Below are 26,990 nucleotides of genomic sequence, written 5' to 3'. Positions count from 1 at the left end.
GTCAGTTCTATCCACAACCTCAAAACCATGTTTTGAGCTGACTTCGTCAGTTCTATCTACAACCTCAAAGCAGTGCTAAGGAGCATATCTATTATGCACCCCCCTATGTCTCTTGGGAAAGGGGAACTAATGAGAATCACAATAGGCTCATTCGGAGATGGTTACCTAAAGGAACTAAGAAAACGACTCCCAAAGAAGTCGCATTCATCGAAAATTGGATTAATAACTATCCTAAAAAACACTTGAACTACAAGTCCCCCAGAGAAGACTTCTTGATGGAGAACTTGAAATTTGGCAATGAAATAAAGACTATACAAATTGATTAGGGAATTTAAAACATAGTAGATTGAAACTAGAATAGTACACCTCTACTTCTAAAACATTCTTAGAAATCGATTTGACTGTCCTGATCGATTTATCCTGTTCTTATTTCATTTCACTATAATTTCTAACAATATTTTAAAAACTGAACCGTACTATTTCAACTTCCATAAATTACAATATTGATAGGCACAGTTCCCATACCTGTCCAAATTCGAATAACGTTTAGTATAAATTAGAATATGACTACAACATCACAAATAATTAGACTATCTATAATATCTACGATGTAACATATACATAGGAAGCACCGTTATCAAGAGCGCCAAGGCTATCAACCAGATAAGATGAAGATACAAACCTGTCACCTCACCTCCCCATATAATACGAATCATGCAGGTAGCGTGATACAAGGGAGAAAACCAAGTCAAATCACCAAGTATTGGGGGCAAGGAAGTAATGGGAAAGAAGGTATCTGAAAACATATAAAGAGGACGGATTACCAAAACATTGTAGTAATTCAGAAATTCCCTAGACGGTGCCAAGTAGGTAAAGATTAGTCCTAAAACACCAAACAAATAACCCACTATAAATAAAATCAGAGGAATCAATAACATCAAGACATGAAAATGCGCTGTGATAAGCATGGAAATCAGCCAAAAAATCCCACCGAAAATCACTGCACGAATACCTGCCCAGATAGCCTGACCCACCACAATATCACTCGTATTGATTGGCGTCATCAACATAGCATCATAAGTCTTTTCAATCTTATACTGGATAAAGGCATTGACCGTTGTTTCTGCGGTGGCCGCAGACATGGCAGTCGCAGCAATTAAACCTGTAATGACAAAATCACGGTAGAGCATACCGTTAACATGCGTCAAATAGGCACCAACTCCAAATCCCATTGCTAAAAGATAAAAGAGGGGGTCGATAAGGTTGGGGACAATTGAAATTTTAAATAAATTTCTAAAACTCATGTAGTTGCGTACCACAACGTGTCCGATGGACTGAAATGATAACTTAAACATGCAAGTCCTCCTTCTCTGTCCCAGTCAACCCCAAAAAAAGCGTCTCAAGGTTGTCAGCATCATACTTGATGAGCAAGTCTTCTACAGTTCCTTCTTCTTTGATAGTCCCTTGGTGGAGCATCAGCACCCTATCTGTCAAATATTCAATCTCATTCATATAGTGGGAAGTAATAATGATAGAAACACCTAATTCCTTCAACTCCAAAAGTTTATCCCAAATAATATTGCGGGATTGAATGTCTAAACCAACTGTCGGTTCATCTAAAATGATAATATCAGGCCGATTGATGAGAGCTCTTGCCAAGACAAGACGTCGTCGCATCCCACCCGACAGCTGATTCACCATCTTTTGCGCATGTTTGCTCAGTTGAACAAAATCCAAGAGAGAATCGATTCTCTTCCTAAGTTCGACAGATGAGATACCATAACATAGACCGTGAGCAAAAAGATTATCATAAACATTCAAGGTCATGTCCAGCATATCCTCCTGCCCTACAATACCCAGACAAGATTTACTCTTACGACGATTGGTTTCAATATTTTGCCCCAAGATATCAATCTCTCCTGAGGAAATTGAGGTCAGTGAGTAAATCATCTTTAAAGTGGATGTTTTGCCAGCACCGTTGATTCCCAAGATCCCCAAACACTCTCCTTCTCCCAATTCAAAGCTAATTCCCTTGACAGCTTCATAAGAACCATATTGCTTTTTTAGATTTTTAACACTTAACTTCTTCACTCTTTCTTTCCCCCACAAATAGAGCATGTTGGATACTTTGTTAATTCATCAAAATGTTGTTCGAATGTTATAAAGTCAATTGAGAATCTTTTATTAAATGTTAGCAATGCTTCGTATCCCCAAAAAATATATCTTAAAATTTCAAACGAAATAAAATACCCTTGAAATAGACAAGCAGGACCTAAAGCACCATTCGGAGTTCTGAACATCTCTAGTTCCAATGAATTTGTCATCGTACGAACAGTCTCCAACTCCTCAGCATACTCAGGAATTTTTTCCAAATCCTCTAAAAACTGACAGTAATAGCACGCTGCTTTATACGGAATAATTGAATATACTTTCCCATTTTTCTTACCCACCACAGCAGACAGACATAATTTATTGTATTGAACACAAGCTTCATTGACCCAAAAATCAATATAGCCTGTTGGATAATCTGCAACATTTACTACGATATCACATTTTGAAGTTTTTATTAACTCATCAACATCCTCTTTTGAACCTATCTCTTTATCAAGTACCTCAAATTCAATTAAAGGATTAAACTTTCTAAGCGACTCTTTTGCAGCCTCTACTTTTCTTTTTCCAATATCAGATGTCGAATACAAAATTTGTCTATTGAGATTACTAGCTTCGACCGTATCAAAATCAACTGCTGTAATATGCCCTATACCTAATTCAGCCAATGCTAGACAGATATTACTTCCTATACCGCCAATACCTAAGAGCAAAATACGCGTCTTTTTTAATTTTAACTGATAATCATATTTTGTTAAAGATAATGTATCTAAAGTATTAAAAAAGTTAAGATTTACGGAATATCTGTCCAATTCTTCTGAAGTTAATTCAGTTGTAGTAACAAAATTATCCTCCAAATACCCTAGTGTATCTAGTAAAGAAATACTTTCTTCTACCTCATTAGGGGACAAGCTATCAACTAAGCTACAAATTTCATTGATTGTGTATTGTCCATCGAGAAGCTTAATGAGCTGAGTATACTTCTCATCCAGATTCTCAATCTCAATACCATAATCTTTTCCTATACCTAATCTAATTTTATCCTTTAAAAATAGGACACTATGAATATCTTTAATTTTAGGTAAATTCAATTCTATTTCCTCCTAAAATAGACAAAAGGAATGGAAAAATCCATTCACTTTTGAAAAAATGTTGAGAATGTAATCTTAAGATTAACGTCCTTCAACTGTGGATACTGCTGCAATTACTTTTGTAATTTTACCTCCATTTAAACTCAGACAATAAAATTTAAAATATTCTCTAGTAAAACATTTTAAAAATCTATTTATCTTGTGCTTTAATTATAGTATAATAAAAGATAGAAAATCATCGATATATGAAATTTGGAGAAAATTTTTATGGAACCAGATATTTTCATCATCACAAAACTCTTATCAGACCCTTCTCGGATGCACATTTTAGATATTCTAATGGATGGAAAAGCTCACACGGTTAACGAAATTGCCAGCTTTACCAAAATCAAGCAACATACTGTCAGCTATCACCTCAAATTACTTACCGAAGCACAGGTAACCACTCTACAAACCTATGGACGTTTTCATTATTATTCTTTAAAAAGTGCTGCCATTGCAGAAATGCTGGAATTTCTCAGCTTCTACTCTCCTCAGCGTGATGTCAAAAGTTATAAACAACACATTCACAAAAAGGAATTAAAGGTCGCTCGCACCTGCTATGACCATATTGCTGGTGAGCTTGGCATTTCCATTACCAATTATCTCTTGCAAGAAAATCTCCTCAGCGAATCAGAAAAAGACTTCCAACTCACTGAAGCTGGGAAGTCTTATTTCCAAAGAAAATTACACATTGATACGGATGAATTGAAAAAGAAAAAACGGAAATTTTGCCCTAAATGTTTGGATTGGAGCGAACGTAAAAATCATGTCGGCGGAGCTCTCGGCAATGCTCTTTTAGAATTTTTCAGTGAAAAACAATTGGTCATCCCTGCACAAACGCCACGTTCACTTACCATTACAGAGCAGGGAAAAGAATTCCTCGAAAGGGAATGGGGGATTTAAACATGGACTTTTAAGCAAATAACTGTCCATACCCATTCTATAACAACCTCTCTATCCCCTTACTCCCCCAACTCAGCACTGTAGGCGATAATCTGGTCAACTGTGTCAGACAAGAATTGGATGGTATCACGGAGTGGTTTGTCTGTTGAAATATCAGCACCGATAATCATGGCTGACTCAAGTGGTGTCTTGCTACCACCTGATTTAAGGAGATTGAGCCAGTCTTCAGCTCCAGTTTCAGAATGTTTTAGATGAAGGTAACCAGCTGTCGAGATGACAAGACCAGCAGAGTAAGTGTAACTATACAAGCCCATATAGTAGTGAGCTTGGCGCATCCAAGTCAAAGCTGCATCATCGTCAATTTCAATAGCATCTCCCCAGAAATCCGTCAAAACTTCCTTCATAATGCTGTTGAGCTTGCTTGCTCCAAAGGTCTCCCCTTCTTCAATCAATGTATACACCTTACGCTGGAAGGATGCTTCCAAGAGGTGGGTGATGAAATTATGGAAGTAGGTGTCTGTCAAGCGATGAGCCAGAGCGAAGCGTTTTTGACGTGGGTCATTAGACTGGTTCTCTAAGTAATCACTGAGTAGCAATTCATTGAAGGTCGACGGTGCTTCAACATAATAGGTCGACATGTGGGCGTTGAAATAGCTTTGATGATTGTCTGAAAAGATGAATTGACCAGAATGCCCGATTTCATGAATCAAGGTATAGACATCGCTCAAACGGCCTGTCCAGCTCATGAGGACATAAGGGTGTACGCGATATGGGTCCGCCGCATAACCACCGGAATCCTTGCCACTGTTAGCAGCAAAGTCCACCCAGCGCTCTTCTTGGTAACGAGCAACTTCCTGACAATATTCTTGCCCCAAAGGTTCTACCGACTTCATGACCAAATCATAGGCATCGTCAATAGTCACTTCAGGATTCAGGGCGCTGTCCAAGTCCAATTTCCAGTCTGCAAAGGTCATCTTTTCAAGACCATTTACCTTGGCAACATGCTTGAGGTATCTCTGAGCGACTGGTGCAAAGTCCTTCATGATGAGGTCAATCTGGCGGTCAAACATGACACGGTCCACTTCTTGTTCAGCTAGAAGATAGTCAAAGACAGAGTCGTATCCCTTCATATCAGCCAAGAGTTTTTCAGACTTGACCTGAGCCAGATAGGCTGCTGCAGCCGTATTTTGGTGCTTACGAAGTCCCTCTGAGAAGGAACGGAAGGATTTCTCACGAACCTCAGCATCCTCATGGTTTTGGTAGAAATTCTCATAGGTCACAAAGCTGTTTTTGTAGGTCTTGCCATGGGCTTCAAAGTCAGCCATTTCAAAATCCCCAGCTCGCATCTTAGTATAAATGTCCTGCGGACTGTAGAAAACTTCACCGAGATTGGTCAAGGCCTTCTCCACATCTGCCCCTAAGTAGTGGGCTTTTTTGATTTTAGCCTGACGAATGGCAGCTGTTAAATGTGGCAATTTACCCAAACGGTCCAAGACTTCCTCATCTGCTGCCACCAAGGCATCGTCAAAGAAGGTCAAGGCTACGCTGGCATCTGTTTCAAATTCCATCCCAGCTTGGGCGATATTAGCAAATTCTTCATTGCTATAGTCTGTCGTCTGAGGCATAAAACCATAGTTACCAATATGGCTCATCTGGATATAGATTTGTTCCAATTCCGCAAAGGCTTTCTCGAAATCCTCAAAAGTATGAAGATTCCCCTTGTAATCACGGCTAAACTGGTTGATGTCTTCGCGAGCCTTCTCGATTGCACGCAAGAAATCCTCACGGTCTTGGTATAGAGCTGTTAAATCCCAAAGTTCCTTCTCTGGAAATTCTGAACGGTGTTTTTGTTCCATTTTCTTCCTCTTATTTCTCTAATTCTACTAAAACACTAAGGGCTGATAAGGCGTAAAGCGGTGCTGTTTCTGCTCGCAAAATACGAGGACCTAGGCCTACCAAGACTGCTCCCTTAGCTGCAAAACTTTCGATTTCTGCAGGTGACAGACCACCTTCTGGACCAAAGATAAAGAGCAGTTTAGCTCCTGTTTCAAGACCAGTGACCGCTTGTAAGAGCGCAGCGGCTTCTCCTTCTTTGGCCGACTCTTCATAGGCTACTATGATAGAGTCAAACTGGTCAAGTTGGGCTAGAAAGTCTGATTTTTTCTCGAAAAGTGTGACACTCGGTACTAGATTACGCTTGCTTTGCTCTGCTGCTCCAAGGGCAATTTTTTCTAGTTTTTCAACCTTTTTACCCAATTTCTTGCCATCCCACTTGGCAACTGACCAGTCTGCAGGAAAGGCCCAGATTTGGCTAGCACCCAGTTCGGTCACTTTTTGAGTGATGAATTCCAGCTTGTCTCCCTTAGGAAAGCCGGATGCGATGGTCACTTGGACTGGCAGTTCCGCATTGTCAGCCAATTCTTGGATCAACTCAAACTGACGGGCTTCCACATCCAGCACGCGCGCCAAGCGCTTGATGCCATCCTCAAAGACCAAAGTAACCTCATCATCTTCTTTCAAGCGCATAACCTGAAACATATGCTTGCTGGTTTCCTTGTCCTCGATGGTGACAGGAGAGGCTGCACTCCCCTTGACAAAATACTGTTGCATACTAGCCTCCAATCACACCGGAAATATCCTTGGTTTTCTTGAAGACACAGGCATTCCATTCCCCTTGAATCATGTGAGTTTCGAGGAAAAATCCAGCTGACTCAGCCGACTCGCGCACCATGTCCCACTTGTCCTTAATAATTCCACTCATGATGAGGTAGCCTTCATCCTTGACCAAGCGATAAGCATCATCCGTCAGATGAACGAGGATATCCGCCAAGATATTAGCTACAATCACATCTGCTTCAATCTCCACGCCTTTAAGCAAATCTCCAGCCGCTACATGGATGTTTTCCATACCAGGGTTGAGTTCAATATTTTCCTGAGCAACACGAACTGCCACATCATCTAGGTCATAGGCGAAAATTTCCTTAGCACCAAGTAGCGAGCTAGCAATAGAGAGGATGCCTGATCCAGTACCCACATCTAGCACCGTTTCGCCACCACGAAGAACCTGCTCCAAGGCAAAGAGGCTCATCTTAGTGGTTGGATGCGTTCCAGTCCCAAAAGCCATACCAGGATCCAGCTTGATAATCTTTTCTCCCGCTGTCGCCTCATAGTCTGTCCAAGACGGCACGATGGTCAAATCATGAGTAATACGAGCTGGTTCATAGTATTTCTTCCAGTTGTCTGCCCAGTCTTCCTCAGCCAAGGCAGTCGTCCCCATCTTGACCTCACCCAAATCCATAAAATCAGTTAGTTCCGCGAGACGAACCTGCAAATCTGCCTCAACCACTGCCACATCAACTGTATCAGGATAGTAGGCGGTCACCACAATTTCTTCTTGCTGCTCGACCTCTGGGAAAATCTCGCCGAAGCGGTCAACATTTCCCACATAGTCCATGCTGTCTTCAATCGCAACGCCTTGCGCTCCCAGCTCGATCAAGAGATTGGAGACCAATTCCTCTCCCTCACGCTTGACTGTAACTTTTAACTCTTGCCATGTTTCCATTTTGTACTTTCTTACCTTTCCATCAGGTTAAAAATAGTCTTTCCAATAACAATAATAAGATTATCTCTTAATTTCTTCTCCAACTCTAAGTCAATACCACTATTCTGTATGAATTTGTCTTCTACATTTCTATATAAACGTTTCACCCTAGTGGGGTTTCCTGGATCAAAATTAGGTACATAATGGTAAATGATCACAGGGACAGAGCTGTTGATTGACCGTTCAGCAATTTGACTCCAGATATACCTATCAGTCTCTCCCAAAGAAACCCCATAAAGGATAATGATATCAGAGTTTTTTATAATATCACTATTTTTAACATCCATTTTTTCTCTATAGTTCTTCAAAGCTAAATTTTTTATTAAGGATTCTTTTTGTTCTTCGTCAAAACTATTTGAAATTTGTGTTTCATCGCTAACTCCTAAAACCGTGCAAATAGCTACTGTCCCATGTGCATGAATTGGAGGCGCAATACGAAAATCATAATTATTATTTCGCAATTGATTCCTGAATGATTTTACTGACTCATCATATAATTTATCGATTACATTTGTATAATTAAGAGTTAATATATTCACAATGTCGCTTTGATATAGATTTTCATTATATTTTTTATCTATAACAGGCTGATTGATTGCAGGAAGAGATTTCTTCATATCATTTAGAGTACTTACAAAATCAATTACATTGCCTTTCTCCATGTTTTTTTCTTGTTGTATGCGTAGATATTCTCTTAAATCATCAACTACTTCACTAAAATCATCTATAAATTTCTCCTTCATTTCTATACTTGAGGAGATGAGGTCGTTATCTTTTGTCAATTTACCAATTGACAATTCAAAATCTGACCAATTTTCATAATCATTTACTTTATCAGAAAATAGCGACTCATAAATAAAATTTGAATATTCCTCTTCATTCTCTTTCCTACTTATGTAAACCTTATTTTGAAATTCATAGAAATCCTTATATCTTGTTTTCAAACCATATTGTAAATCCAAACCATTTCCGACGATATAGGTAATATTCATATCTTTAAATTCTACCCCCTCTAATAATTTCTCTATTTTTTCAAATCATTTAGTTTTCTTAAAATAATCCCTCACTCTATCCTGCAACTGAGGGACAACTTGACTGGAACTAAGAAATTCCTCGACATTCATCAGCTGATATCCCTGTCCCTCATCTCCAAATATAATCTTGTCAAACTGGGCCTGTGTCAACTGACCGACTAGAAATACAGATTGTTTATCCGCAAAAAGCATACTTGGGTAAACCTTGCTCCAAAGCAGACAATCTTCAGTTAGATGAATGCCCAGTTCTTCATAAACTTCACGCGCCGCACACTCAAAAGGACTTTCATCCCCCTCTCGTCCCCCACCGGGCAGTTCCCACATATTGGGCCAGGGAATGCTTGCCTTATCATCGCGTAAGATAGTCAGAAGTTTATCCCCACAAAACAAAGCAATCTTACAGCCTTTGAAATCAGAAATCTCTATTTCCATATTAGACTCCTTCGGCTAATTCCTTTTCCAGCTCAGCTAACCAGTTTTGATAATAGATTTTCTCATCCCGTAACATCCGGCTGCTATTCATTTTCTGTCTAGCAATCTTCATAGCCTTGTGAGTTTGAACTACATCTTTCCTTACCTTAAATTGATACCGAGCTTGAATGACCTGCATATCTGCTGTTTTTAGAGATAAAAAGGATTTGACCCCTCGAATACTTGCATATTCTTCCGCTTTCTTATTATCTCCTTCTATCAGAGCAATTTGAAGAAGGTATAATTGAGAAATAGTTTTAGACATTGAATTATCTGTTTTCTCTAACACAGACTGAAATTGTTGCTTTGCAAGCTCTATATTATCATCCAATATGAATACCAAGCCCTGAAGAGTCTGAACACTTTCTGCAAAACTCCCTCTCGCCTCCTCATCAACAGACATGATAAAGTCTTTTAAATCATATTCTTGAGGAGCTAGCAAGGTCTGGGCAGAATGCCTCAACATCAGATAGGCGTATTTCGTATTTTCAGGGTGTTGTAGCAATTCCCAAATTTTTGCGCCATCGGTGATGCCGACTGGCAAAATGTTATTTAAGAAGAAAGACAAATTAAGAAAAATCCAAGTCCCTGCAAAATACCAGCTTCTTGTCAAAAATCCAAACACTATCGCCAATAATATCAAGCTGAGATGAACCATCAAGCCTCCTGAAAGCATCAGGATGATTCTTTTATCGCTTTCATCCTCTTTTAAACCAATGTATTGAGCACCAACATTTTTCAGAATGGCTGTTCTACTAAGACGAAACTTGCCTGAATTTTTGGTCAAAATAAAATGTCCTAATCCAAAAGCCACCAGCCGATAGCCTGTCAAGTAGCCACAAAAAGCATGTCCCAGCTCATGAAGAATAAAGATTAAATACATACTTAGAAGAGCGAAGGCATAACCAAAAGTAAAGACTAAAACTGTGGAATACCCCAACTCTGCAAATGCGATTGTTCCACAAGGAAAAGCCAGCATAATAAAGACAACAGCTAGCACATAAACCAAATAAATCCCAATTTTCTTCATAAAATCTCCAACCAACTCCTAGTATCTCGGATAAGGATAAAACTCTCCCTCTTCCAAGCCAACTTTTCCTTCTTCAAAGACTTTTTGGTTCCATTCCATGACAAATTCTTCTGCTTCTGGGTCTTCCAAAAAGTCCATAAGGGCATCTAGCCCAACCTCAGCAGTATCTTTTAGGAATAGTGCAAAATAGTTTAAAAATTCGCGAGAGAAACCTTTCTTTGGTAAGTAAGGAATGACAGTCAAATAGTCTTCCTCATTGACTGTTGATTTGGCAGGATTGTAAAAAAGCACTGCTTCTTCAAAGAGAATATCATCCGATGAAACCTCTCCGTCCTCATCCACCATCTCCACACCTGCAGCATTTTGTGCTTCCAATAGAAAACTCACTTCAACCGCGTGGTTATGCTTGTCCCAACTAATCTCAAAGTCCAAAGGAAAGTTCTTCTCCAACTCTTCCTCTAAAACATCTAAAAATCCATATATTGCCATTTTATCCTCTTTCTATGCGACTCTTAAATCGCCCCGATTGCTCGGAAATATGCTAAAATAGATACTACCATCTTACCACATATACATCAGAAAATCCACGTTAGAAAGGACTGCTATGCCAGACAATCTCGCGCTTCGCATGCGCCCTAAAACCATCGACCAGGTCATCGGTCAGGAGCATCTGGTCGGACCTGGAAAAATCATCCGCCGCATGGTGGAAGCCAACCGCCTGTCCTCCATGATTCTATATGGCCCTCCTGGAATCGGCAAAACCAGTATTGCCTCTGCCATCGCTGGAACGACCAAGTATGCCTTTCGAACTTTCAATGCGACAGTTGATAGTAAAAAGCGACTGCAAGAAATCTCGGAAGAAGCTAAATTTTCTGGTGGTCTCGTCCTATTGCTAGACGAAATTCATCGACTAGATAAGACCAAGCAAGACTTCCTCTTGCCTCTCTTGGAAAGTGGACTGGTCATCATGATTGGAGCAACGACTGAAAATCCTTTCTTCTCTGTCACTCCTGCCATTCGTAGCCGAGTTCAAATTTTCGAGTTGGAACCTCTGTCTAACCAAGACGTCAAAGAGGCCCTGCAGATAGCTCTAAGTAACCCTGAACGTGGTTTTGATTTTCCAATAGAACTAGATGAGGATGCGCTGGATTTCATCGCAACCTCTACAAACGGAGACCTTCGCTCTGCCTTTAACTCACTGGACTTGGCTGTTCTCTCTACCCCTGAGAATGACGAGGGCATTCGCCACATCACCTTAGACATCATGGAAAATAGTCTTCAGAGAAGCTACATCACTATGGACAAGGATGGAGACGGTCACTATGATGTTCTATCTGCCCTGCAAAAGTCTATTCGTGGCTCAGATGTGGATGCCAGTCTCCACTATACTGCCCGCTTGATTGAGGCTGGGGATCTGCCTAGTCTCGCTCGTCGCTTGACTGTTATCGCCTATGAAGATATCGGCTTAGCCAATCCTGAGGCCCAGATTCATACCGTGACTGCTCTGGATGCCGCCCAGAAGATTGGGTTCCCAGAAGCCCGCATTCTCATTGCCAATGTCGTGATTGATTTGGCCCTTTCTCCAAAATCCAACTCAGCCTATGTAGCTATGGATAAGGCACTTGCTGACCTCAAAACATCAGGGCACTTGCCTATTCCGCGACACCTGCGTGATGGGCACTACAGTGGAAGCAAGGAACTGGGGAATGCCCAAGACTATCTCTATCCACACAACTATCCTGGAAATTGGGTCAAGCAAGACTATCTGCCAGAAAAAATTCGTAATCATCACTATTTCCAAGCAGAAGATACTGGTAAATATGAACGGGCTTTGGCTCAAAGAAAGGAAGCTATCGACCATTTGCGAAAAATCTGAAATCCTTTTCAAAAAATTGCACTTTCCTCTTGATTTTTTTTGAAAAAGTGGTATCATATAAATATAGAAACGCTGTGGTGTACGACTTCACACTTAAGTGTTGACCGACTATTTTTTGTATTATTAGGGAAACAAAAGTCTTCTAACAGCATGTAGGCCGTCTCACACGGAAACAGCTTCAGTTAGAGCGAGTTGCCCACCTGCTTAATTGCGCGGGTTCAATACAAACCGTGAAGTTTCGGCACCAATACAGCTTTTTTCTTTGCCTCCTTAGCTCAGCTGGCAGAGCAGCGGACTCTTAATCCGTGGGTCACAGGTTCGATCCCTGTAGGGGGCATCTAAATACAACAGGAAAAGCCTTGGAACCAAGGTTTTTTTGCTTAAATAAAATTTTTTTCAAATTCTTTAGAAAACTAGTTTAAATCATAATCCAACACCAATTTTACAAATACCATAAACTAAGCTTATATACCCAAAACACAAAAAGTCCTCTTTCCACTATTTTAGAAAGAGAACTTTTTCTTTAGGAGAAATAACTTAATTTTTAATCGATTCGTGATAGCTCCGCTGGCACTGTTAAGTAATAAGTTGCAGTCAAGCTTGCTTTGCCTTGATTAACAAAAATCTCGATGGAATTTTTATCTAAAATAACATCCAATTCTTTAGCTTCAATATCTACATGCCGTCGACTAGTGTCCTGTTCTTCTTCACCTAGAATTTTTTGAACAAGATGGCTACGATCAATATAAACTTGCTGCGCATTACTGTCATAACCAAATTCAAGATAATCTGTATCATTTCCTAAGTGGTAATGACAATCTTTATCTATTTGAATTTGATATTGGTCTTTTTTAACAGGGAATTGTCTTAGTTTACCATCTTCCAATCTTAGAATTCTAGGTAAAGTCATGGCACATGCCCATTTGTGTTCTTGATCATGGGTTGGAAGGGTACGCCCCCATGTCTGCATCCAAGCAATCAGGATACGACGATTTTGATCGTCCAACAATGTTTGTGGAGCATAGAAGTCTTGACCATGATCAATTTCTTGAACTGATTCTGGGATAAAACGTTTTTCTTCCCAATCCACCTTACCCGTGAACAAAACCGATGAGTTGATGTTATGATATGAGTCTCCCTCACGCTGATAACGCATGGGTGACATAATAAGGCAATCCTTCCCATCTAATTCAAAGTAATCTGGGCATTCCCACATAAAGCCTTGGTGTTCTACCCCTTTTAAAAAGATGGATTCGAACTGCCATTCTACTAGGTTATCGGACCCTAGTAGAACGATACAGCCCACATTATCCTTGTGTTTGGCAGCTACTACGGAGTAATAGCGTCCATCTTTTTCAAAGAGTTTTGGATCACGGAAATCAGCAGCAATCAACTCATCTGGCAAGTCTGCTCCAGTTGCAACTGGATTTTGTTCAATCTTTTCAAAGTGAATCCCGTCGTCTGAAAATGCCATATTTTGCACTTGGCGGACACCAGTTTCTTCTTCGATATGCCCAGTATACATGAGCCAGAGGCGATCATCCTTGACAATGGCAGAGCCTGAGAAACAACCATTTCGGTCATAATCTTGGTCAGGAGCAAGTGCCACCGGCAAGTGCTCCCAAGTCACCAAGTCCTTACTTTTAGCATGACCCCAGTGCATAGGTCCCCAAACACTATCATAAGGATAGAATTGATAAAAGAGATGGTATTCTCCACGAAAATAGACAAATCCATTTGGATCATTGATCCAACCAATCTCAGCTGAAAAATGTTCTTCAGGCTTATACTGAGTATTTACGAGATGTTTATTTTCTGCTATAAAACGATTTGCTTTTTCTACTGTGTATTTCTTATCTCCCATAATCAACCTCTAGTTTTTGTTTGCTTGATATTGGTCGTAGTATTTTTGTTTAATAGCGAGGTAATCTGAAAGTCCGTATTTTTCAAGTTCTTTCTTGTAATCATCCCACTCAGCATCAATATTACCATTTACAATCCATTCAGCGCGCTTGCGGTAGATATAGTCATTCATATCTGCCTCGATGTGGGCAATCTTATCCAGATCTTCCTGTGTCATAAAGACTCTTGGATAGTTATTGTCATTGCTCATGTAAGGAACATAATATTCTTTGATAAGATCCAAACGCCATTTGGCATCATCTGGCATAGTTGTCACTTTACCATAGTATGAATCTAGAATAGCTAGTGGTCCTCCTACTTCAGTCTTTTGACGAAGTTCTGCTGGTGCAGTTCCGTTTAGTGGTAAGTGTTTGAGGCTGTTAGTTGCTTGATCCAATTCAAAGATATTTTGTTGCTTGTCATCTCCGTAAGTTCCCCAGTTATTTTGCACAGATTGGAGTGGAGCGTATTGTGCATCAATCCATTTAGCTGTCAATTCTAGGTTTTTGTTTACACTGGTAATAACCATCTTGTCACGTGCAAATCCCATACCGTTTGTACGAGCTACGTGTTTTTGACCACTTGGCCCAGCAAGTACTGGTAAAACATCATAACTTTCGTTACTTCCAGTAACATTACTCTTATCCCATGTGAAGTAGACACCAAATTTCTGATCATGACCTTTAGCAATATAACTATTCCAATCATGTTCGAAAGCTTCTTTATCAATCAAGCCTTTTTCTTGCAATTGACGGATAAATTTGACACCTTCTTTATAGTTATCGTTATCTGCTGTGAAGTCAACTTTGCCATCATTTCCAACTACTAAATGATCATCGTTATCCCCTATACCAAATGCAGCAAATAGGAATTTAAAATCTTCGTTTCCGTTACCACTAATAAATGTAAATGGAATTTCATCAGCCTCTCCATTTCCATTTGGATCCCTGTTTTTGAAAGCTTCTAGGACTTTAATCAGATCATCAGTAGTTTTTGGCATTTCAAGACCAAGTTTCTTAAGCCAATCTTTGTTAATCCAAGCCATATCGTTGACACTATGGATAGATTCTTTTCCTTCTCCAAGTTCCTCAATCCATGGGAATGAATAGATGTGTCCGTCAGGTGCTGTCATTAAGGCCTTGTATTCTGGTTTCTCATCCAAAATTTTCTTAAGATTTGGCATATATTTATCAATCAAGTCTTCAACTGGAATGATTACACCTTTCTTAGCCCAGTTCATCAAGTCCACATCTGAAGCTCCGTCGTTGTGGATAGCATCTGGTAAATCACCACTAGAAATATCCAAGTTACGTTTTTCTGCAAAGTCAGACTGGTAGTTGGTCCAGTCAATATGAACGCCAGTTTCCTTCTCCAAACGTTGCAAAATCAATTTTTCATTTGGGTCTTTGGGTGCTAACGGTGAACTGGCTGTCATAAACTTCAATGTTTTCTTTTCTTGAAGCGGGAATGTTACACCTTCCAACTTATAATCTGGACTTGAAGCTGTATTTTTTGAGCCACAGGCTGCAAGTACTGCTAAACTAGCTGTCAACAAAACTGCTGATTTTGAGAATGTTTTGAATTTCATGAGAAAACTCCTTTTATTTTTTCTTTTTTTATCCTTTAAGTGAACCAGCCATAATTCCTTTATCAAAGTATTTTTGGAAGAATGGATACATAACAATCAATGGCAAGCTGGAAATGACAATAGTTGCGTATTTAATTAATTCAGCTAAACGTTTCATTTCATTCATAGCCGCTTGTGCCCCAATCATATCTTGACCTGGTTGGCTTTGAATGAGAATTTTACGAAGTACAAGTTGCAATGGTTCCAAATTTGGATCCTTGATATAAATCATTGCATCAAAGTATGAGTTCCACTGTCCTACAAAAGCATAGAGGAAGAGAACAAACATAATTGGTTTTGCAAGAGGAAGCATGATTTTGAAGAAAATCTGTAAATCATTTGCACCATCAATGACGGCTGCTTCTACCAATTCTTCAGGCAATCCTTGGAAATAAGCCCTAGCAAGAATAATATTCCAAACATTGACAGCACCTGGAACAATGATAGCCCATGGAGTATTGAGCATTCCCAAATCTTTTACCAGCAAGTAAGTTGGGACTAAACCACCACCAAAGAACATGGTCACAATCAAGAAGTAGTTAATCCAACGGCGCCCTACCAAATCTTTTTTGGAAAGAGGATAAGCTGTAAACACAGATAGCAAGACTGTTAAAGCCGCAAAGCCAAAAGAATAAAGCAGGGAATTGATAAAACCTCTTAGAATAGATTGGTCACTGAATACACGCTGGTAACCTTCTACCGTCCAATCGGCTGGATTAAAGCTAATCCCCCTACTAACCAGAACCTTAGGATCCATAAAGGATGCTACGACGATATAAAGTAAAGGAAGTAAGGTCATCAAGACTATAAAGACAATAATGATTTTATTTAAGAGTAAGATACGTCTATCAAATTTTGTATCCATAATTGAATTTTTCATACTTTCCTCCTTAAATTCCTTCACCATTATTCATGCGTTTAACGATTTGGTTAACTGCAACAAGCAATACTACGTTAATCACCGCATTAAACAAACCAACCGCTGTTGAGTAAGAATAGTCTCCTGATACAAGACCAACTTTATAGACATATGTAGAGATAATTTCAGAAGTTGGCAAGTTCAACGATGTCTGCATCAGGAATGCTTTTTCATATCCGACATTCATGATTCCACCTGCAGCTAAAACAAATTGGATAACCATAATAGGCTTAAGAGCTGGAATATCAATGTGCCAGATTCGTTGGAAGATATTGGCTCCATCCAGTCGTGCTGCTTCTACTAAGGCTGGATCTACATTTACCAACGTTGCCGTGTAGAGCGTTGAAGCCCAGCCCATTCCTTGCCAGATACCACTAAAGATGTATAAAGGTCTAAAGAAGTCTGGATTTGTCAAGAAGTCAGCCTTGATTCCAAACATAGAGAGAAAATTGTTAATTGGTCCTCCCACTGAAAAGAAAAGGAAAATCATACCGACAATAACAACGACTGAGATAAAGTTTGGTGCGTATAAAATGAGCTGAATTCGTTTTTTGACTTTTTCACTCAAGAGTTGATTGAGCATAATAGCAAGAATGATTGGTGGTAAAAAGCCAAGCAATAAACCATATATACTTAATTTTAAAGTATTGGCTAACAAGATACCAAAGTTGGGAGAGGATATGAATTTTGTAAACTCAGAAAAACCAATCCAATCACTCCCTAAAATTCCTTTTAAGGGATTATAATCTTTAAATGCGATTAAAACCCCATACATAGGAATGTATTTAAAGATAAAGGTTAAAACTAAACCAGGGACAGTCATCAATAACAAGAGTTTTTGTTTCTTGATTCTTTCCCAAAGAGAAACTTGCTTCGCTTTGCTATTCATAGCAACCTCCTTTTTTGAAACGTTTCATTTTTGGTCGAAAAAGATAGCGCTTGGCGCTGTCTATTTATTTTATTTTTGAAACGTTTCATTTTTTCTTTAAAAAATAAATCTTTTTTTATCTGAATTCATTATATCATTGATAGCGCTTTCTGTCAAGACTTATTTTCATTTTTTGTTGTTTTTCCTTCAACAAATTTTACTGGTAGGATTGTCTGCAAATTAACAGTCTTTCCATCAAGAATATCAAACAAAATCCGAACCGCTTCTTTGGCCATTTCTTCCAGGGGTTGCTCAATTGTTGAAAGTAGATAATCTCTATCTCCAGCCATTTTAATTCCATCGTATCCAATAATTTGGACATCATGAGGAATATGTTTGCCATTTTTTTCTAGTATATCAATAACATCTAAAGCTGTAAAGTCGTTAATTGTAAAAATTCCATCTATAGAAGAATTTTCTTCCAAGAAACTCTCTAGCTTCCCATGATAGTCAGTAACTGTCTCATCCAAATCAAAAATACTAAGAGGTATTTTATGCTCTTGGACATACTTTTCAAAGGAAATTCTACGACGTTTGGTTTCATTAATGGTTGTATTATGTCCGCCCACAAAGGCTAAATGCTGACATCCTTTACTAATTAGTTGTTTAGCTGCTTCTCTTCCACCTGCATCATTATCTGATGAAACACAAGGAATGGCAATATCTGAGTATGTACGGTCAATACTGACAAAGGGAATTCCTGACGACAGGTAATGTTCAATTGGACTATAGGTAATAGCAACCACTCCATCAACTTTATTATGACGCAACATCTCCAGATAGTCTTGCTCTCTATTTGTACCATTTATAGAACATAAGAGTAATTTATTATTCCTCTTATAGACTTCATTTTCCACATGCATAGCAAATTCTGAAAAGAAGGGATGCCAGATACTTGGTACAATGATTGCAATCGTTTCTGTTCGATTTTTTTTCATTCCTCTAGCGTAGTAATCTGGAATGTAATTCAAGGTTTTAATTGCTTGTTCCACTTTTTTCAAAGTTATTTCTTTAATACCTTTTTCTTTATTAATCACACGTGAAACTGTTCCAACACTAACTCCTGCTTCTAAAGCAACATCTTTCATGGTAATTGATTTTCTTTGTTCTACCATATTATCACCTCCTTTCAATATATAGTATCATGCAAACGCTTTTTTAGCAACTATTTCTCAATCATTTTTGTCCAGCCCCTTTTTCCCATCATGAATAAAATCACTCCAATTAGCTTTTGAAAATACTTCAATTTTCATGTGTAAACATCTACATAAAACAGGAAAAGACTTTTTTACTTCCTATCTCCCCTTTCTCATAATGTATTTTCGTACAGGTTCTTCAACTATTTGAACGATTTCAAATCCTTCTTTTTGGTAAAGGTGCTTGGCTGCTTGATTTACTTCGAATACATTTAAAGAAATACTATCTATGTCTTCATTTTCAAAGGCCAAACTAACAAATTTCCTTAAAGTCTGGCTACCTAGTCCCTGCCCCTGTTTCTGGGGGTTGATCAAAAAGCGTCCGATATGTAGATTTCTCTCTTCTAGTCTGATTTTCTGGATAAGCCCCACAAACTCTTGTCCTTCAAAGATTGAAAAGATTCCTTCCAAATCTTGCAAGACTTGAATTGTCAATGGAAATGAAATCCTTGGTCCCATCCATTGTTCTTGAAATGATTTGCCTAGGGAGTTGGACCATTGGCATACGAGCTGAGCATTTTCTGTGCTCACCTTTTCTTCAAAACGAATTGTCATCTTTGCCTCACCATCTTATCTATGTTTCTCCATTATACTACTTCTCCCATTTTTTACGAATAGATAAGTATGATTGATTTTTATTTTTTTCTTGTCGGGAGCATTCTCGCTTCCTTTCTTGGTTTGGTCATTGACCGTTTTCCAGAGCAATCTATTATCCAACCTGCCAGTCACTGCGATTCCTGTCAGACTCCCTTGCATCCCTTAGATTTGATTCCGATTCTCTCGCAGGTCTTCAATCGCTTTCGCTGTCGCTACTGCAAGGCTCCTTATCCTATCTGGTATGCCCTTTTGGAACTAGGCTTAGGGCTTATCTTTCTGGCTTGGTCTTGGGAATTACTTTCCTTGAGTCAAGTCATCCTAATCACTGCTGGTTTGACCTTGGGTATCTACGACTTTCGCCATCAGGAATATCCCTTACTGGTCTGGATGACTTTCCACCTAATCCTCATGGCTTCCTCTGGCTGGAATCTAGTCATGGTCTTCTTCCTTGCTCTTGGAATTGTGGCTCATTTTATCGATATCCGCATGGGCGCAGGGGATTTTCTCTTTTTAGCTTCCTGCTCTCTCGTCTTTAGCGTAACCGAATTACTCATCTTGATTCAGTTTGCTTCTGCAACAGGAATTCTAGCCTTTCTCCTGCAAAAGAAAAAGGAAAGACTTCCTTTCGTGCCTTTCCTCTTACTTGCTACTTGTGTGATTATTTTTGGTAAGCTACTGCTTGTTTAATAAAGTCCTCAATCGGCTCTCCCTCGTGGAGAGCTTTTACAATTTTCGAACCGACGATAACGCCATCTGACACCGCATTGAAGCGTTCAACATCGGCTTGACTAGACACACCAAAACCTGTCAAGACTGGGATATCCGCCACTTGATGCAATTGTGCCAAGTGCTTGTCCAAGTCTGCACGGTAATTGCCAGATTTCCCTGTCACCCCATTGATGGCAACCGCATAGACAAATCCTTCTGCCCCTTCAATCAACTCTTTCTGGCGCTCAATCCCTGTTGTCAAGCTTACTAGAGGAATCAAGGCCATGTCTGTGTCTGCCAAAAATGGCTCTACAAAATTGGCATGCTCATGAGGAAGGTCTGGAATAATCAAGCCCTTAACCGCTGTATCTGCCAAATCTTTGACAAAGTTCTCCATACCGTACTGAAAGAGGGGGTTGAAGTAGGTCATGATGACCAGTGGAATCTCTGTTTCAATGGTTTTCAAGGTTTCAACCAAAGCCTGGGTAGAGGTCCCGTGGGCTAAACTGCGCAAGCCAGCTTCTTCGATAACAGGTCCATCTGCAACAGGGTCTGAAAAGGGAATACCCACTTCAATTGCAGAGACACCCAAATCTTCTAAAAAGTGAATTGTTTCAGCAAGACCGTCCAAACCTTTCTCGTGGTCACCAGCCATGATATAGGGAACGAAAATTCCTTTTCCAGCTGCTTTTATAGCGTTTAATTTTTCTGTTAGTGTCTTAGGCATGAGCTTCTCCCTTCTTTGCTGCATCTGCTTCCAAGCGGTCTTTGACTTGAACCACATCCTTGTCACCACGACCTGATAGACAGACAATCATGGACTTGTCTGGACCGAGTTCTTTGGCCAATTTCACCGCAAAGGCGATAGCATGGCTAGATTCCAAGGCTGGGATAATCCCTTCCACACGAGACAAGAGTTGGAATCCTTCCAAGGCTTCCTCGTCAGTCACAGGAACATAGCTGGCACGTTTGATATCGTGGTAGTGAGAATGTTCAGGACCGATACCAGGATAGTCCAAACCTGCTGAGATAGAGAAGGCTTCAAGAATTTGACCATGGACATCTTGGAGCACATCCATGAGGGAACCGTGAAGAACACCAGGACGACCCTTGGTCAAGGTAGCTGCGTGGTGCTCCGTATCCACACCAAGTCCAGCCGCTTCAGCCCCATACATAGCTACAGACTCATCTTCTACAAATGGATGGAAGAGACCGATGGCATTCGACCCACCACCAACACAGGCTACTAGGGCATCTGGCAGATCTTGGCCTGTCATATCGCGATACTGTTGTTTAGCCTCTCGACCGATGACACTTTGGAAGTCACGAACGATTTCTGGAAATGGATGAGGCCCCAAGGCAGAACCAAGGATATAGTGGGTATCGTCGATATTAGCCACCCATGAACGAAGGGCTGCATTGACCGCATCCTTGAGCACGCGCGAACCATCTGTTACAGCCTCGACCTTGGCTCCCAAAAGCTCCATGCGGAAGACATTGAGGGCTTGGCGTTTGACATCTTCCTCACCCATGTAGATGGTACATTCCATGTTAAAGAGGGCCGCAGCAGTTGCAGTTGCCACACCGTGCTGACCAGCACCCGTTTCTGCGATAATTTTCTTTTTACCCATGCGTTTGGCAAGCCAAACTTGTCCTAAGGCATTGTTAATCTTGTGGGCTCCTGTATGGTTAAGGTCTTCCCGTTTGAGATAAATCTTGGCTCCGCCGATATGCTGGGTCAAGTTTTTTGCGTAATAAAGAGGAGTTTCACGTCCCACATACTGGCGCAAAAGTTGGTTTAATTCCTCTTGGAAACTTGGGTCTGCCTGACTTTCACGGTAGGCCTTCTCCAACTCCAAAACTGCTGTCATCAATGTTTCTGGGACAAAACGTCCGCCGAATTTTCCGTAAAATCCATCTTTATTTGGTTCTTGATATGCCATTCTTTACCCTCTCTATAAATCTTCTAATCTTTTCATGATCTTTTTGTCCATCTGTCTCCACTCCGCTTGATACATCTACTGCATAGGGAGTAAAGTGTTGAATTGCTTTTACTACATTGTCTTCATTAAGCCCACCTGCGATAAAGAAAGACTGAGGTAATCCAGTCGTATCCAGTTGACCCCAATCAAAGGGCTGGCCACTCCCAGCCACAGGGGCATCAAAGAGTAGATAGTTTGCCTGAGAATTGGGCACATGACCCTCTCCATCTACCTGCACAGCCTGAATGCTAGCACAAGGCAAATTCTCAAATAAATCATCTGCCACCTGACCGTGAACTTGAACCAAGTCCAAGCCAACTTTGTCAATCGCTTCCAGCAGTTCTACCCGACTTGGTGAAACAAATACTCCAACCTTTTTCACATCTGCAGGAATAAGCTTTGCCAACTCAGCTGCCTCTTCTAAAGTCACCTGTCTTTTACTAGGTGCAAAGACAAAACCGATATAGTCGGCTCCTGCTGAAACGGCTGTTTCCACCGCTTCTTTGGTCGATAGTCCACAAATTTTAACCTTTGTCAATCTGCAACTCCTTGATTCTCTGGGCCACATTTTCTGCCTGCATAAGAGCTGTCCCTACCAAAATTCCGTTAAAGTATGGGGCTAGTCGTTCCGCATCCTGCCCTGTGAAAATGGCAGATTCAGAAATGTAATAGCGACCTTCCTCAAAGTAAGGGGCTAAATCTACACTGGTCTGCAAGTCGACCTCAAAGGTAGTCAAGTTGCGGTTGTTGACCCCGATAATCTCAGCACCAAGTCTGTGGGCTACCTCTAGTTCAGCTAGATTGTGAGTCTCCACTAAGACTTCCAGACCAAGCTCTGTCGCGTAGTCATACAGTTCCTTGAGGCGTTCTTCGGACAAGGCTGCCACAATGAGCAAGATAACTGTCGCACCTGCATTGCGAGCGCGGATGATTTGCTTTTCATCGATGATAAAGTCTTTGTTGAGCGTCGGAATCTCTACCTGACTGGAAATTTCCCGTAGATAATCCAAATGCCCTTTAAAGAAAACCTCATCTGTCAACACCGAAATCATCACTGCTCCGTTTTCTTCATAAGTCTGGGCCTGTTGCACAATATCCACATCGAGATTGATATCTCCCAAACTAGGGCTAGCTTTCTTGACCTCAGCGATTACCTGCAAGCGGTCCTGATGATTCTTCAAAAATTCTGCCAAGCGATAGGTCTGGCGCAGAGGCTGGATTTGCTCCAGCTTCATCTGCTCCACCTCACGCGCCTTCTGCTCTAAGATTCGTGCTAAAAATTCCTGACTCATTTTTGGTACTCCTGTAACAGTCTGAGTTTTTCAAGGGCCTTGCCTCTAGCAATCACTTGACGGGCCAAGGCAACTCCTTCCTTGATGCTATCAATCTTACCATTAGCATAGAAACCAAGACCAGCATTCAAGACTGTCGTTTCCAAGAATGGACTTGCTTCGTTTTTCAGAACGCTAAGCAAAATTTCTGCATTTTCCTGAGCATTCCCACCACGAATATCTTCCATAGCATAGCCTTCCATTCCCAAATCCTCTGGAGTAAAGCTTGACAAGCTGATTTCGCCATTTTCAAGAAGTGCAATCTTGGTTGTTCCGTTCAAGCCAGCTTCATCCAACCCTTCTGGTCCAGCAACCACGATGGCACGTTTGCGACCCATATTTTTCAAAACCTGAGCTGTACTTTCTAGCAGTTCTGGACGACTAATTCCAAGAAGCTGTGTTTCTAAAGCCATTGGATGAATCAGTGGACCAGTCAAATTCATAATCGTTGGAATTCCCAATTCCAAACGAGCTGGCATGATGTATTTCATAGCTGGGTGCATATTTTTAGCGAAGAGAAAGACGATTCCAGTTTTATCAAAGACCTTACCTAGTTCAGCTGGTTTGAGGTCAAGATTGATTCCCAAGGCTTCGAGGACATCTGCGGAACCAGATTTAGAAGAAATCGAGCGGTTACCATGCTTGGCCATGTGAATACCGCCACCAGCCAAGACAAAGGCTGCAGTTGTGGAAATATTAAAACTGAAAGACTTGTCCCCACCTGTACCACAGTTGTCCATGGCATCATGAATCTCAGTTGGAATATGCTGGGCATGTCCTCTCATGACTTGGGCAATGGCTGTGCGTTCTTCAGGTGTTTCCCCCTTCATCTTAAGAGCTAAGAGGAGAGAAGCAATCTGCGTTTCAGTTACACGCCCAGTTACGATACGCTCAATGACATCCGTCATTTCCACACCTGATAAATTTTCAAATTTTGCTAGTTTTTCAATAATCTCTTTCATCCTAGTTTCCTCACTTTACAACCTTCTCGATAAAATTCCGAATAGAAGACAAGCCGTCTGGCGTTCCAATACTCTCTGGATGGTACTGGAAGCCATAAATCGGTAGGTTTTTATGTTGAATCCCCATGATGGCTTGGTCATCAGTCGAACGAGCTGTCACTTCAAAGTCTTCTGGCATTTCCTCAATCAAAATACTGTGATAACGCATGACCGCACGTCCATCCTCAATACCTTGATACAAAACAGATGGCGCTTCAAAGTTGATATTGCTCTGTTTCCCATGCATGACTTTTGGAGCCAAACCTAGCTTACCACCAAAGACTTCTGCAATGGCTTGGTGACCCAAACAAATCCCTAGAATCGGCTTCTTGCCTGCAAAATCACAAATCATGTCTTCCATCTTTCCAGCATCAACTGGCCAACCAGGACCAGGAGAAAAGACCAGACCATCTGCTTTTTCAGCTTCTTCATACAGCTTGGAATCATCATTTCTCAGAACCTGAACTTCTGCAAAATTCCCAATGTATTGGGCCAAGTTATAGGTAAAAGAATCATAGTTGTCAATCAATAAAATCATGGTCTTAGTTCTCCAATTCTAGTCATAGATTTTGCTTTGTTAATGGTTTCTTGGTATTCGTTTTGGGCGATAGAGTCGTAGACAATCCCTGCCCCAGCCTGCACATAGGCTCTTTGATTTTTGAGAATCATGGTTCGGATGGCAATGGCCAAATCCATATCACCCGTCGCAGACAAGTAGCCGATTGCTCCTGCATATACGCCCCGTTTTTCCGTTTCCAGTTCATAGATGCGTCTCATCGCCCGAATCTTTGGTGCTCCAGAAACGGTTCCAGCAGGAAGTGTAGCTTTCAAGGCATCCATGGCCGTGAGTTCTGGAAGCAAACGCCCCTTGACCACGCTGGTCAAATGCATGACGTAGCGGAAGAGCTCCACCTTCATATACTTAGTAACTTGGACACTGGCCGTTTCAGAGATGCGGCCAATATCGTTACGCCCCAAGTCTACCAACATTCGATGTTCTGCTGTTTCCTTCTCATCAGAGAGGAGGTCAGTCGCCAAGGTCTTGTCTTCTTCATCCGTAGCCCCTCTTGGTCGCGTCCCTGCAATCGGATTGGTTGTCACGATGCCATTTTTGACAGAAACCAAACTTTCTGGACTAGCTCCGATGATTTGATAATCCCCAAAATCATAGAAATAAAGGTAATTAGAAGGATTAGTCACGCGGAGATTTCTGTAGAAGTCAAATGGATTTCCAGTAACTTCTGCTGAGAAACGCTGGCTGAGTACACATTGGAACATATCTCCGTTACGAATCAAGTCACGAGCTGTTTCTACCATTCCCTCAAACTTATGTGGAGCGATATGCGGTTTGAAGTCTAACGGAGATAGATCCAAGTCTTCAAATTCATTTGGAGCAGGAATGCGTAATTCCTCAAGCACTTGGTTCAAGGATTTTTCCAAGGCCTCTTGACTGCGCTCACTATAAAGTGCAGCCTCTATGACATGTATCTTCTCCTTCTTGTGGTCAAAGACCATATAGCTCTCATAGACAAAGAAATGCATGTCTGGCGTCCCAATTGTATCCTCAGGGATTTGACCAATTTCTTCATAAAGCGAAATCATATCGTAACCCACAAAACCAATGGCTCCACCACCAAAAGGGAGCTCTGAGTGGTGCTGACTCTTATGAATCACTTCATAAAGGAAATCCAAGGGATCCCGATCAATCACTTGACCATTTTGATAGAGAACTCCATTTTCAAACTTAATCTCAAAAACTGGATTATAGGCTAGGATAGAAAAACGAGCCGTTTCCTTGTCTCTCGGAATACTTTCTAAAATAACCTTGTGTTGCCCCTTTAGGCGCATATAAGCCAAGATTGGTGATAAGACATCTCCATGAATGATTCGTTCCATTGTAATTTCCCTTTCAGTTCCTTATTTTTAATTTTTTATCTTTTTTCTATTTCCCTTAAATAGTGCGGACGGGAGGTAAAATTATCCAGTGGATGATTTTAGAAATCCATGAAATGAAAGACCTAATTTTTGAGCTCCTCGCTCATTCATTTCTAGGCTCAGGCTAAAATAGTTCCCCGAACTATTTTACTCTCAAAAATTCCGTCCTAGAGAAGCATCTTTGCTTCTCTAAGATACCACTATGGCGGGAAACAGCTTTTAGAAACTCACTTCGTTCGTAAATATTCTATAACGACCTATTTATTGAAAATATTTAAAAAATTAATCGCAATATCTGCGATAAATATATAAAAATCCCCACGCAAAATAACTTGCGTGAGGACGAAATTCGCGGTGCCACCTCAATTATAGGATTTCTCCTATCTCTCATTCCTGTCTCAGATATCTCCTGTAACAGGCTGTGCGATAAAGGGCACTCCCTTAAGAATGATGTTTTCTTCTCTCGTTTCAGATGAACCCAACTTTACAGCTTTCTCTACTTGTTTTCAGCAACCACAAGCTCTCTGTGAGAGAAAAGACTGTAATTTTTCCATCTATTATTTTTTAGCTTCTAGGTAATCTGCAATCGCAGCTAGGTCCTTGTCTCCACGACCAGAGACATTGATGAAGAGGTGTTCATCTCGGTACACCTTTATACTCTTCGAAAATCTCTTCAAACTGCGTCAACGTCGCCTTGCCGTAGGTAT

26 protein-coding genes, 1 tRNA gene and 1 pseudogene are annotated in these 26,990 nt (G+C 40.6%); 5 read left to right on the top strand and 23 right to left on the bottom strand.

The window, feature by feature from the left end; genetic code table 11:
- Positions 1 to 80: 80 nt before the first annotated feature.
- Positions 81 to 326, top strand: a pseudogene (locus HT719_RS07830) (hypothetical protein); the annotation flags it as partial.
- 264 nt (positions 327 to 590) lie between these two features.
- On the opposite strand, the gene HT719_RS07825 reads toward HT719_RS07830, so the two are convergent.
- The 3 genes from HT719_RS07825 to HT719_RS07815 are packed head-to-tail and all read right to left on the bottom strand — an operon-like array spanning position 591 to position 3,200.
- A complete protein-coding gene (locus HT719_RS07825; RefSeq protein ID WP_000475591.1) occupies positions 591 to 1,355 on the bottom strand; it encodes an ABC transporter permease in 765 nt (254 codons plus the stop codon).
- Positions 1,348 to 2,118, bottom strand: coding sequence for an ABC transporter ATP-binding protein (locus HT719_RS07820; RefSeq protein WP_000966495.1), 771 nt, complete (start codon positions 2,116 to 2,118; stop codon positions 1,348 to 1,350). The genes HT719_RS07825 and HT719_RS07820 overlap by 8 nt, the downstream gene beginning before the upstream one ends.
- Complete coding sequence (locus HT719_RS07815; protein WP_016399294.1) at positions 2,088 to 3,200, bottom strand: ThiF family adenylyltransferase; 1,113 nt, start codon at positions 3,198 to 3,200, stop codon at positions 2,088 to 2,090. Before HT719_RS07815 ends, HT719_RS07820 begins: the two co-directional genes overlap by 31 nt.
- Positions 3,201 to 3,467: 267 nt before the next feature.
- Between HT719_RS07815 and HT719_RS07810 the strand changes: the two genes are divergently transcribed.
- Positions 3,468 to 4,145, top strand: a complete 678-nt coding sequence (locus tag HT719_RS07810) for a metalloregulator ArsR/SmtB family transcription factor (protein ID WP_050235706.1) — start codon at positions 3,468 to 3,470, stop codon at positions 4,143 to 4,145.
- A gap of 59 nt (positions 4,146 to 4,204) precedes the next feature.
- On the opposite strand, the gene pepF is transcribed toward HT719_RS07810, so the two are convergent.
- Genes pepF through HT719_RS07775 form a run of 7 tightly spaced genes read right to left on the bottom strand, consistent with a single transcriptional unit; the run spans position 4,205 to position 10,770 of the window.
- On the bottom strand, positions 4,205 to 6,001 hold the full coding sequence (pepF, locus tag HT719_RS07805; RefSeq protein WP_172928785.1) for an oligoendopeptidase F: 1,797 nt from the start codon (positions 5,999 to 6,001) through the stop codon (positions 4,205 to 4,207).
- Between the two features lie 10 nt (positions 6,002 to 6,011).
- Positions 6,012 to 6,755 (bottom strand): 16S rRNA (uracil(1498)-N(3))-methyltransferase, encoded by a 744-nt coding sequence (locus HT719_RS07800; protein WP_172928784.1) that lies wholly within the window; start codon positions 6,753 to 6,755, stop codon positions 6,012 to 6,014.
- Position 6,756: 1 nt separating this feature from the next.
- Positions 6,757 to 7,707, bottom strand: a complete 951-nt coding sequence (gene prmA, locus HT719_RS07795; protein WP_172928783.1) for a 50S ribosomal protein L11 methyltransferase — start codon at positions 7,705 to 7,707, stop codon at positions 6,757 to 6,759.
- Positions 7,708 to 7,718: 11 nt separating this feature from the next.
- On the bottom strand, positions 7,719 to 8,738 hold the full coding sequence (locus HT719_RS07790) for an AbiH family protein (protein ID WP_023940753.1): 1,020 nt from the start codon (positions 8,736 to 8,738) through the stop codon (positions 7,719 to 7,721).
- A 45-nt stretch (positions 8,739 to 8,783) separates the two neighbouring features.
- Positions 8,784 to 9,212 (bottom strand): NUDIX hydrolase, encoded by a 429-nt coding sequence (locus tag HT719_RS07785; RefSeq protein ID WP_023940754.1) that lies wholly within the window; start codon positions 9,210 to 9,212, stop codon positions 8,784 to 8,786.
- A 1-nt stretch (position 9,213) separates the two neighbouring features.
- Positions 9,214 to 10,281, bottom strand: a complete 1,068-nt coding sequence (locus HT719_RS07780) for a M50 family metallopeptidase (RefSeq protein ID WP_172928782.1) — start codon at positions 10,279 to 10,281, stop codon at positions 9,214 to 9,216.
- A gap of 18 nt (positions 10,282 to 10,299) precedes the next feature.
- Positions 10,300 to 10,770, bottom strand: coding sequence for a DUF3013 family protein (locus HT719_RS07775; protein WP_172928781.1), 471 nt, complete (start codon positions 10,768 to 10,770; stop codon positions 10,300 to 10,302).
- 115 nt (positions 10,771 to 10,885) lie between these two features.
- Here HT719_RS07775 and HT719_RS07770 point away from each other — a divergent pair, with 115 nt between their 5' ends.
- Together HT719_RS07770 and HT719_RS07765 are read left to right on the top strand one after the other, a co-directional pair.
- Positions 10,886 to 12,157, top strand: a complete 1,272-nt coding sequence (locus tag HT719_RS07770; protein ID WP_001113213.1) for a replication-associated recombination protein A — start codon at positions 10,886 to 10,888, stop codon at positions 12,155 to 12,157.
- Positions 12,158 to 12,421: 264 nt separating this feature from the next.
- Positions 12,422 to 12,494, top strand: a tRNA-Lys gene (locus HT719_RS07765).
- Positions 12,495 to 12,701: 207 nt separating this feature from the next.
- On the opposite strand, the gene HT719_RS07760 is transcribed toward HT719_RS07765, so the two are convergent.
- The 6 genes from HT719_RS07760 to HT719_RS07735 all read right to left on the bottom strand — a co-directional run bounded on the left by HT719_RS07760 (position 12,702) and on the right by HT719_RS07735 (position 19,284).
- Positions 12,702 to 14,021 (bottom strand): glycoside hydrolase family 32 protein, encoded by a 1,320-nt coding sequence (locus tag HT719_RS07760; RefSeq protein WP_172928779.1) that lies wholly within the window; start codon positions 14,019 to 14,021, stop codon positions 12,702 to 12,704.
- Positions 14,022 to 14,030: 9 nt separating this feature from the next.
- Positions 14,031 to 15,647: an ABC transporter substrate-binding protein gene (locus tag HT719_RS07755; RefSeq protein ID WP_172928777.1), complete on the bottom strand. Its 1,617-nt coding sequence runs from the start codon at positions 15,645 to 15,647 to the stop codon at positions 14,031 to 14,033.
- A gap of 28 nt (positions 15,648 to 15,675) precedes the next feature.
- A complete protein-coding gene (locus HT719_RS07750) occupies positions 15,676 to 16,566 on the bottom strand; it encodes a carbohydrate ABC transporter permease (RefSeq protein WP_050306002.1) in 891 nt (296 codons plus the stop codon).
- Between the two features lie 10 nt (positions 16,567 to 16,576).
- Positions 16,577 to 17,494 (bottom strand): sugar ABC transporter permease, encoded by a 918-nt coding sequence (locus HT719_RS07745; RefSeq protein ID WP_045605839.1) that lies wholly within the window; start codon positions 17,492 to 17,494, stop codon positions 16,577 to 16,579.
- 152 nt (positions 17,495 to 17,646) lie between these two features.
- The gene (locus HT719_RS07740) at positions 17,647 to 18,648 is read right to left on the bottom strand and encodes a LacI family DNA-binding transcriptional regulator (RefSeq protein ID WP_172928775.1); all 1,002 of its coding nucleotides are present in this window, start codon (positions 18,646 to 18,648) and stop codon (positions 17,647 to 17,649) included.
- 180 nt (positions 18,649 to 18,828) lie between these two features.
- Positions 18,829 to 19,284: a GNAT family N-acetyltransferase gene (locus tag HT719_RS07735; RefSeq protein WP_172928773.1), complete on the bottom strand. Its 456-nt coding sequence runs from the start codon at positions 19,282 to 19,284 to the stop codon at positions 18,829 to 18,831.
- Positions 19,285 to 19,353: 69 nt separating this feature from the next.
- Here HT719_RS07735 and HT719_RS07730 point away from each other — a divergent pair, with 69 nt between their 5' ends.
- Complete coding sequence (locus tag HT719_RS07730; RefSeq protein WP_172928771.1) at positions 19,354 to 20,013, top strand: A24 family peptidase; 660 nt, start codon at positions 19,354 to 19,356, stop codon at positions 20,011 to 20,013.
- On the opposite strand, the gene trpA is transcribed toward HT719_RS07730, so the two are convergent.
- Genes trpA through trpE form a run of 7 tightly spaced genes read right to left on the bottom strand, consistent with a single transcriptional unit; the run spans position 19,985 to position 26,244 of the window.
- Positions 19,985 to 20,761, bottom strand: a complete 777-nt coding sequence (gene trpA, locus HT719_RS07725) for a tryptophan synthase subunit alpha (RefSeq protein WP_172928769.1) — start codon at positions 20,759 to 20,761, stop codon at positions 19,985 to 19,987. The genes HT719_RS07730 and trpA overlap by 29 nt on opposite strands.
- On the bottom strand, positions 20,754 to 21,977 hold the full coding sequence (trpB, locus tag HT719_RS07720) for a tryptophan synthase subunit beta (RefSeq protein WP_172928767.1): 1,224 nt from the start codon (positions 21,975 to 21,977) through the stop codon (positions 20,754 to 20,756). Before trpB ends, trpA begins: the two co-directional genes overlap by 8 nt.
- Positions 21,955 to 22,554 carry a phosphoribosylanthranilate isomerase gene (locus HT719_RS07715; RefSeq protein WP_000169893.1) on the bottom strand — a complete coding sequence of 200 codons (600 nt, stop codon included), beginning with the start codon at positions 22,552 to 22,554 and terminating at the stop codon, positions 21,955 to 21,957. The genes trpB and HT719_RS07715 overlap by 23 nt, the downstream gene beginning before the upstream one ends.
- A complete protein-coding gene (gene trpC / locus HT719_RS07710; protein ID WP_000076548.1) occupies positions 22,541 to 23,308 on the bottom strand; it encodes an indole-3-glycerol phosphate synthase TrpC in 768 nt (255 codons plus the stop codon). The genes HT719_RS07715 and trpC overlap by 14 nt, the downstream gene beginning before the upstream one ends.
- Positions 23,305 to 24,309 carry an anthranilate phosphoribosyltransferase gene (gene trpD, locus HT719_RS07705; RefSeq protein ID WP_172928765.1) on the bottom strand — a complete coding sequence of 335 codons (1,005 nt, stop codon included), beginning with the start codon at positions 24,307 to 24,309 and terminating at the stop codon, positions 23,305 to 23,307. Before trpD ends, trpC begins: the two co-directional genes overlap by 4 nt.
- 10 nt (positions 24,310 to 24,319) lie before the next feature.
- Positions 24,320 to 24,886, bottom strand: coding sequence for an aminodeoxychorismate/anthranilate synthase component II (locus tag HT719_RS07700; protein WP_000601921.1), 567 nt, complete (start codon positions 24,884 to 24,886; stop codon positions 24,320 to 24,322).
- On the bottom strand, positions 24,883 to 26,244 hold the full coding sequence (gene trpE, locus HT719_RS07695) for an anthranilate synthase component I (protein WP_172928763.1): 1,362 nt from the start codon (positions 26,242 to 26,244) through the stop codon (positions 24,883 to 24,885). The genes HT719_RS07700 and trpE overlap by 4 nt, the downstream gene beginning before the upstream one ends.
- Between the last annotated feature and the right edge of the window lie 746 nt (positions 26,245 to 26,990).

It is taken from the genome of Streptococcus sp. k-378 (assembly GCF_013277505.1).
Lineage (GTDB): Bacteria > Bacillota > Bacilli > Lactobacillales > Streptococcaceae > Streptococcus > Streptococcus pseudopneumoniae.
This window is presented reverse-complemented; position numbering and strand designations above follow the sequence as displayed.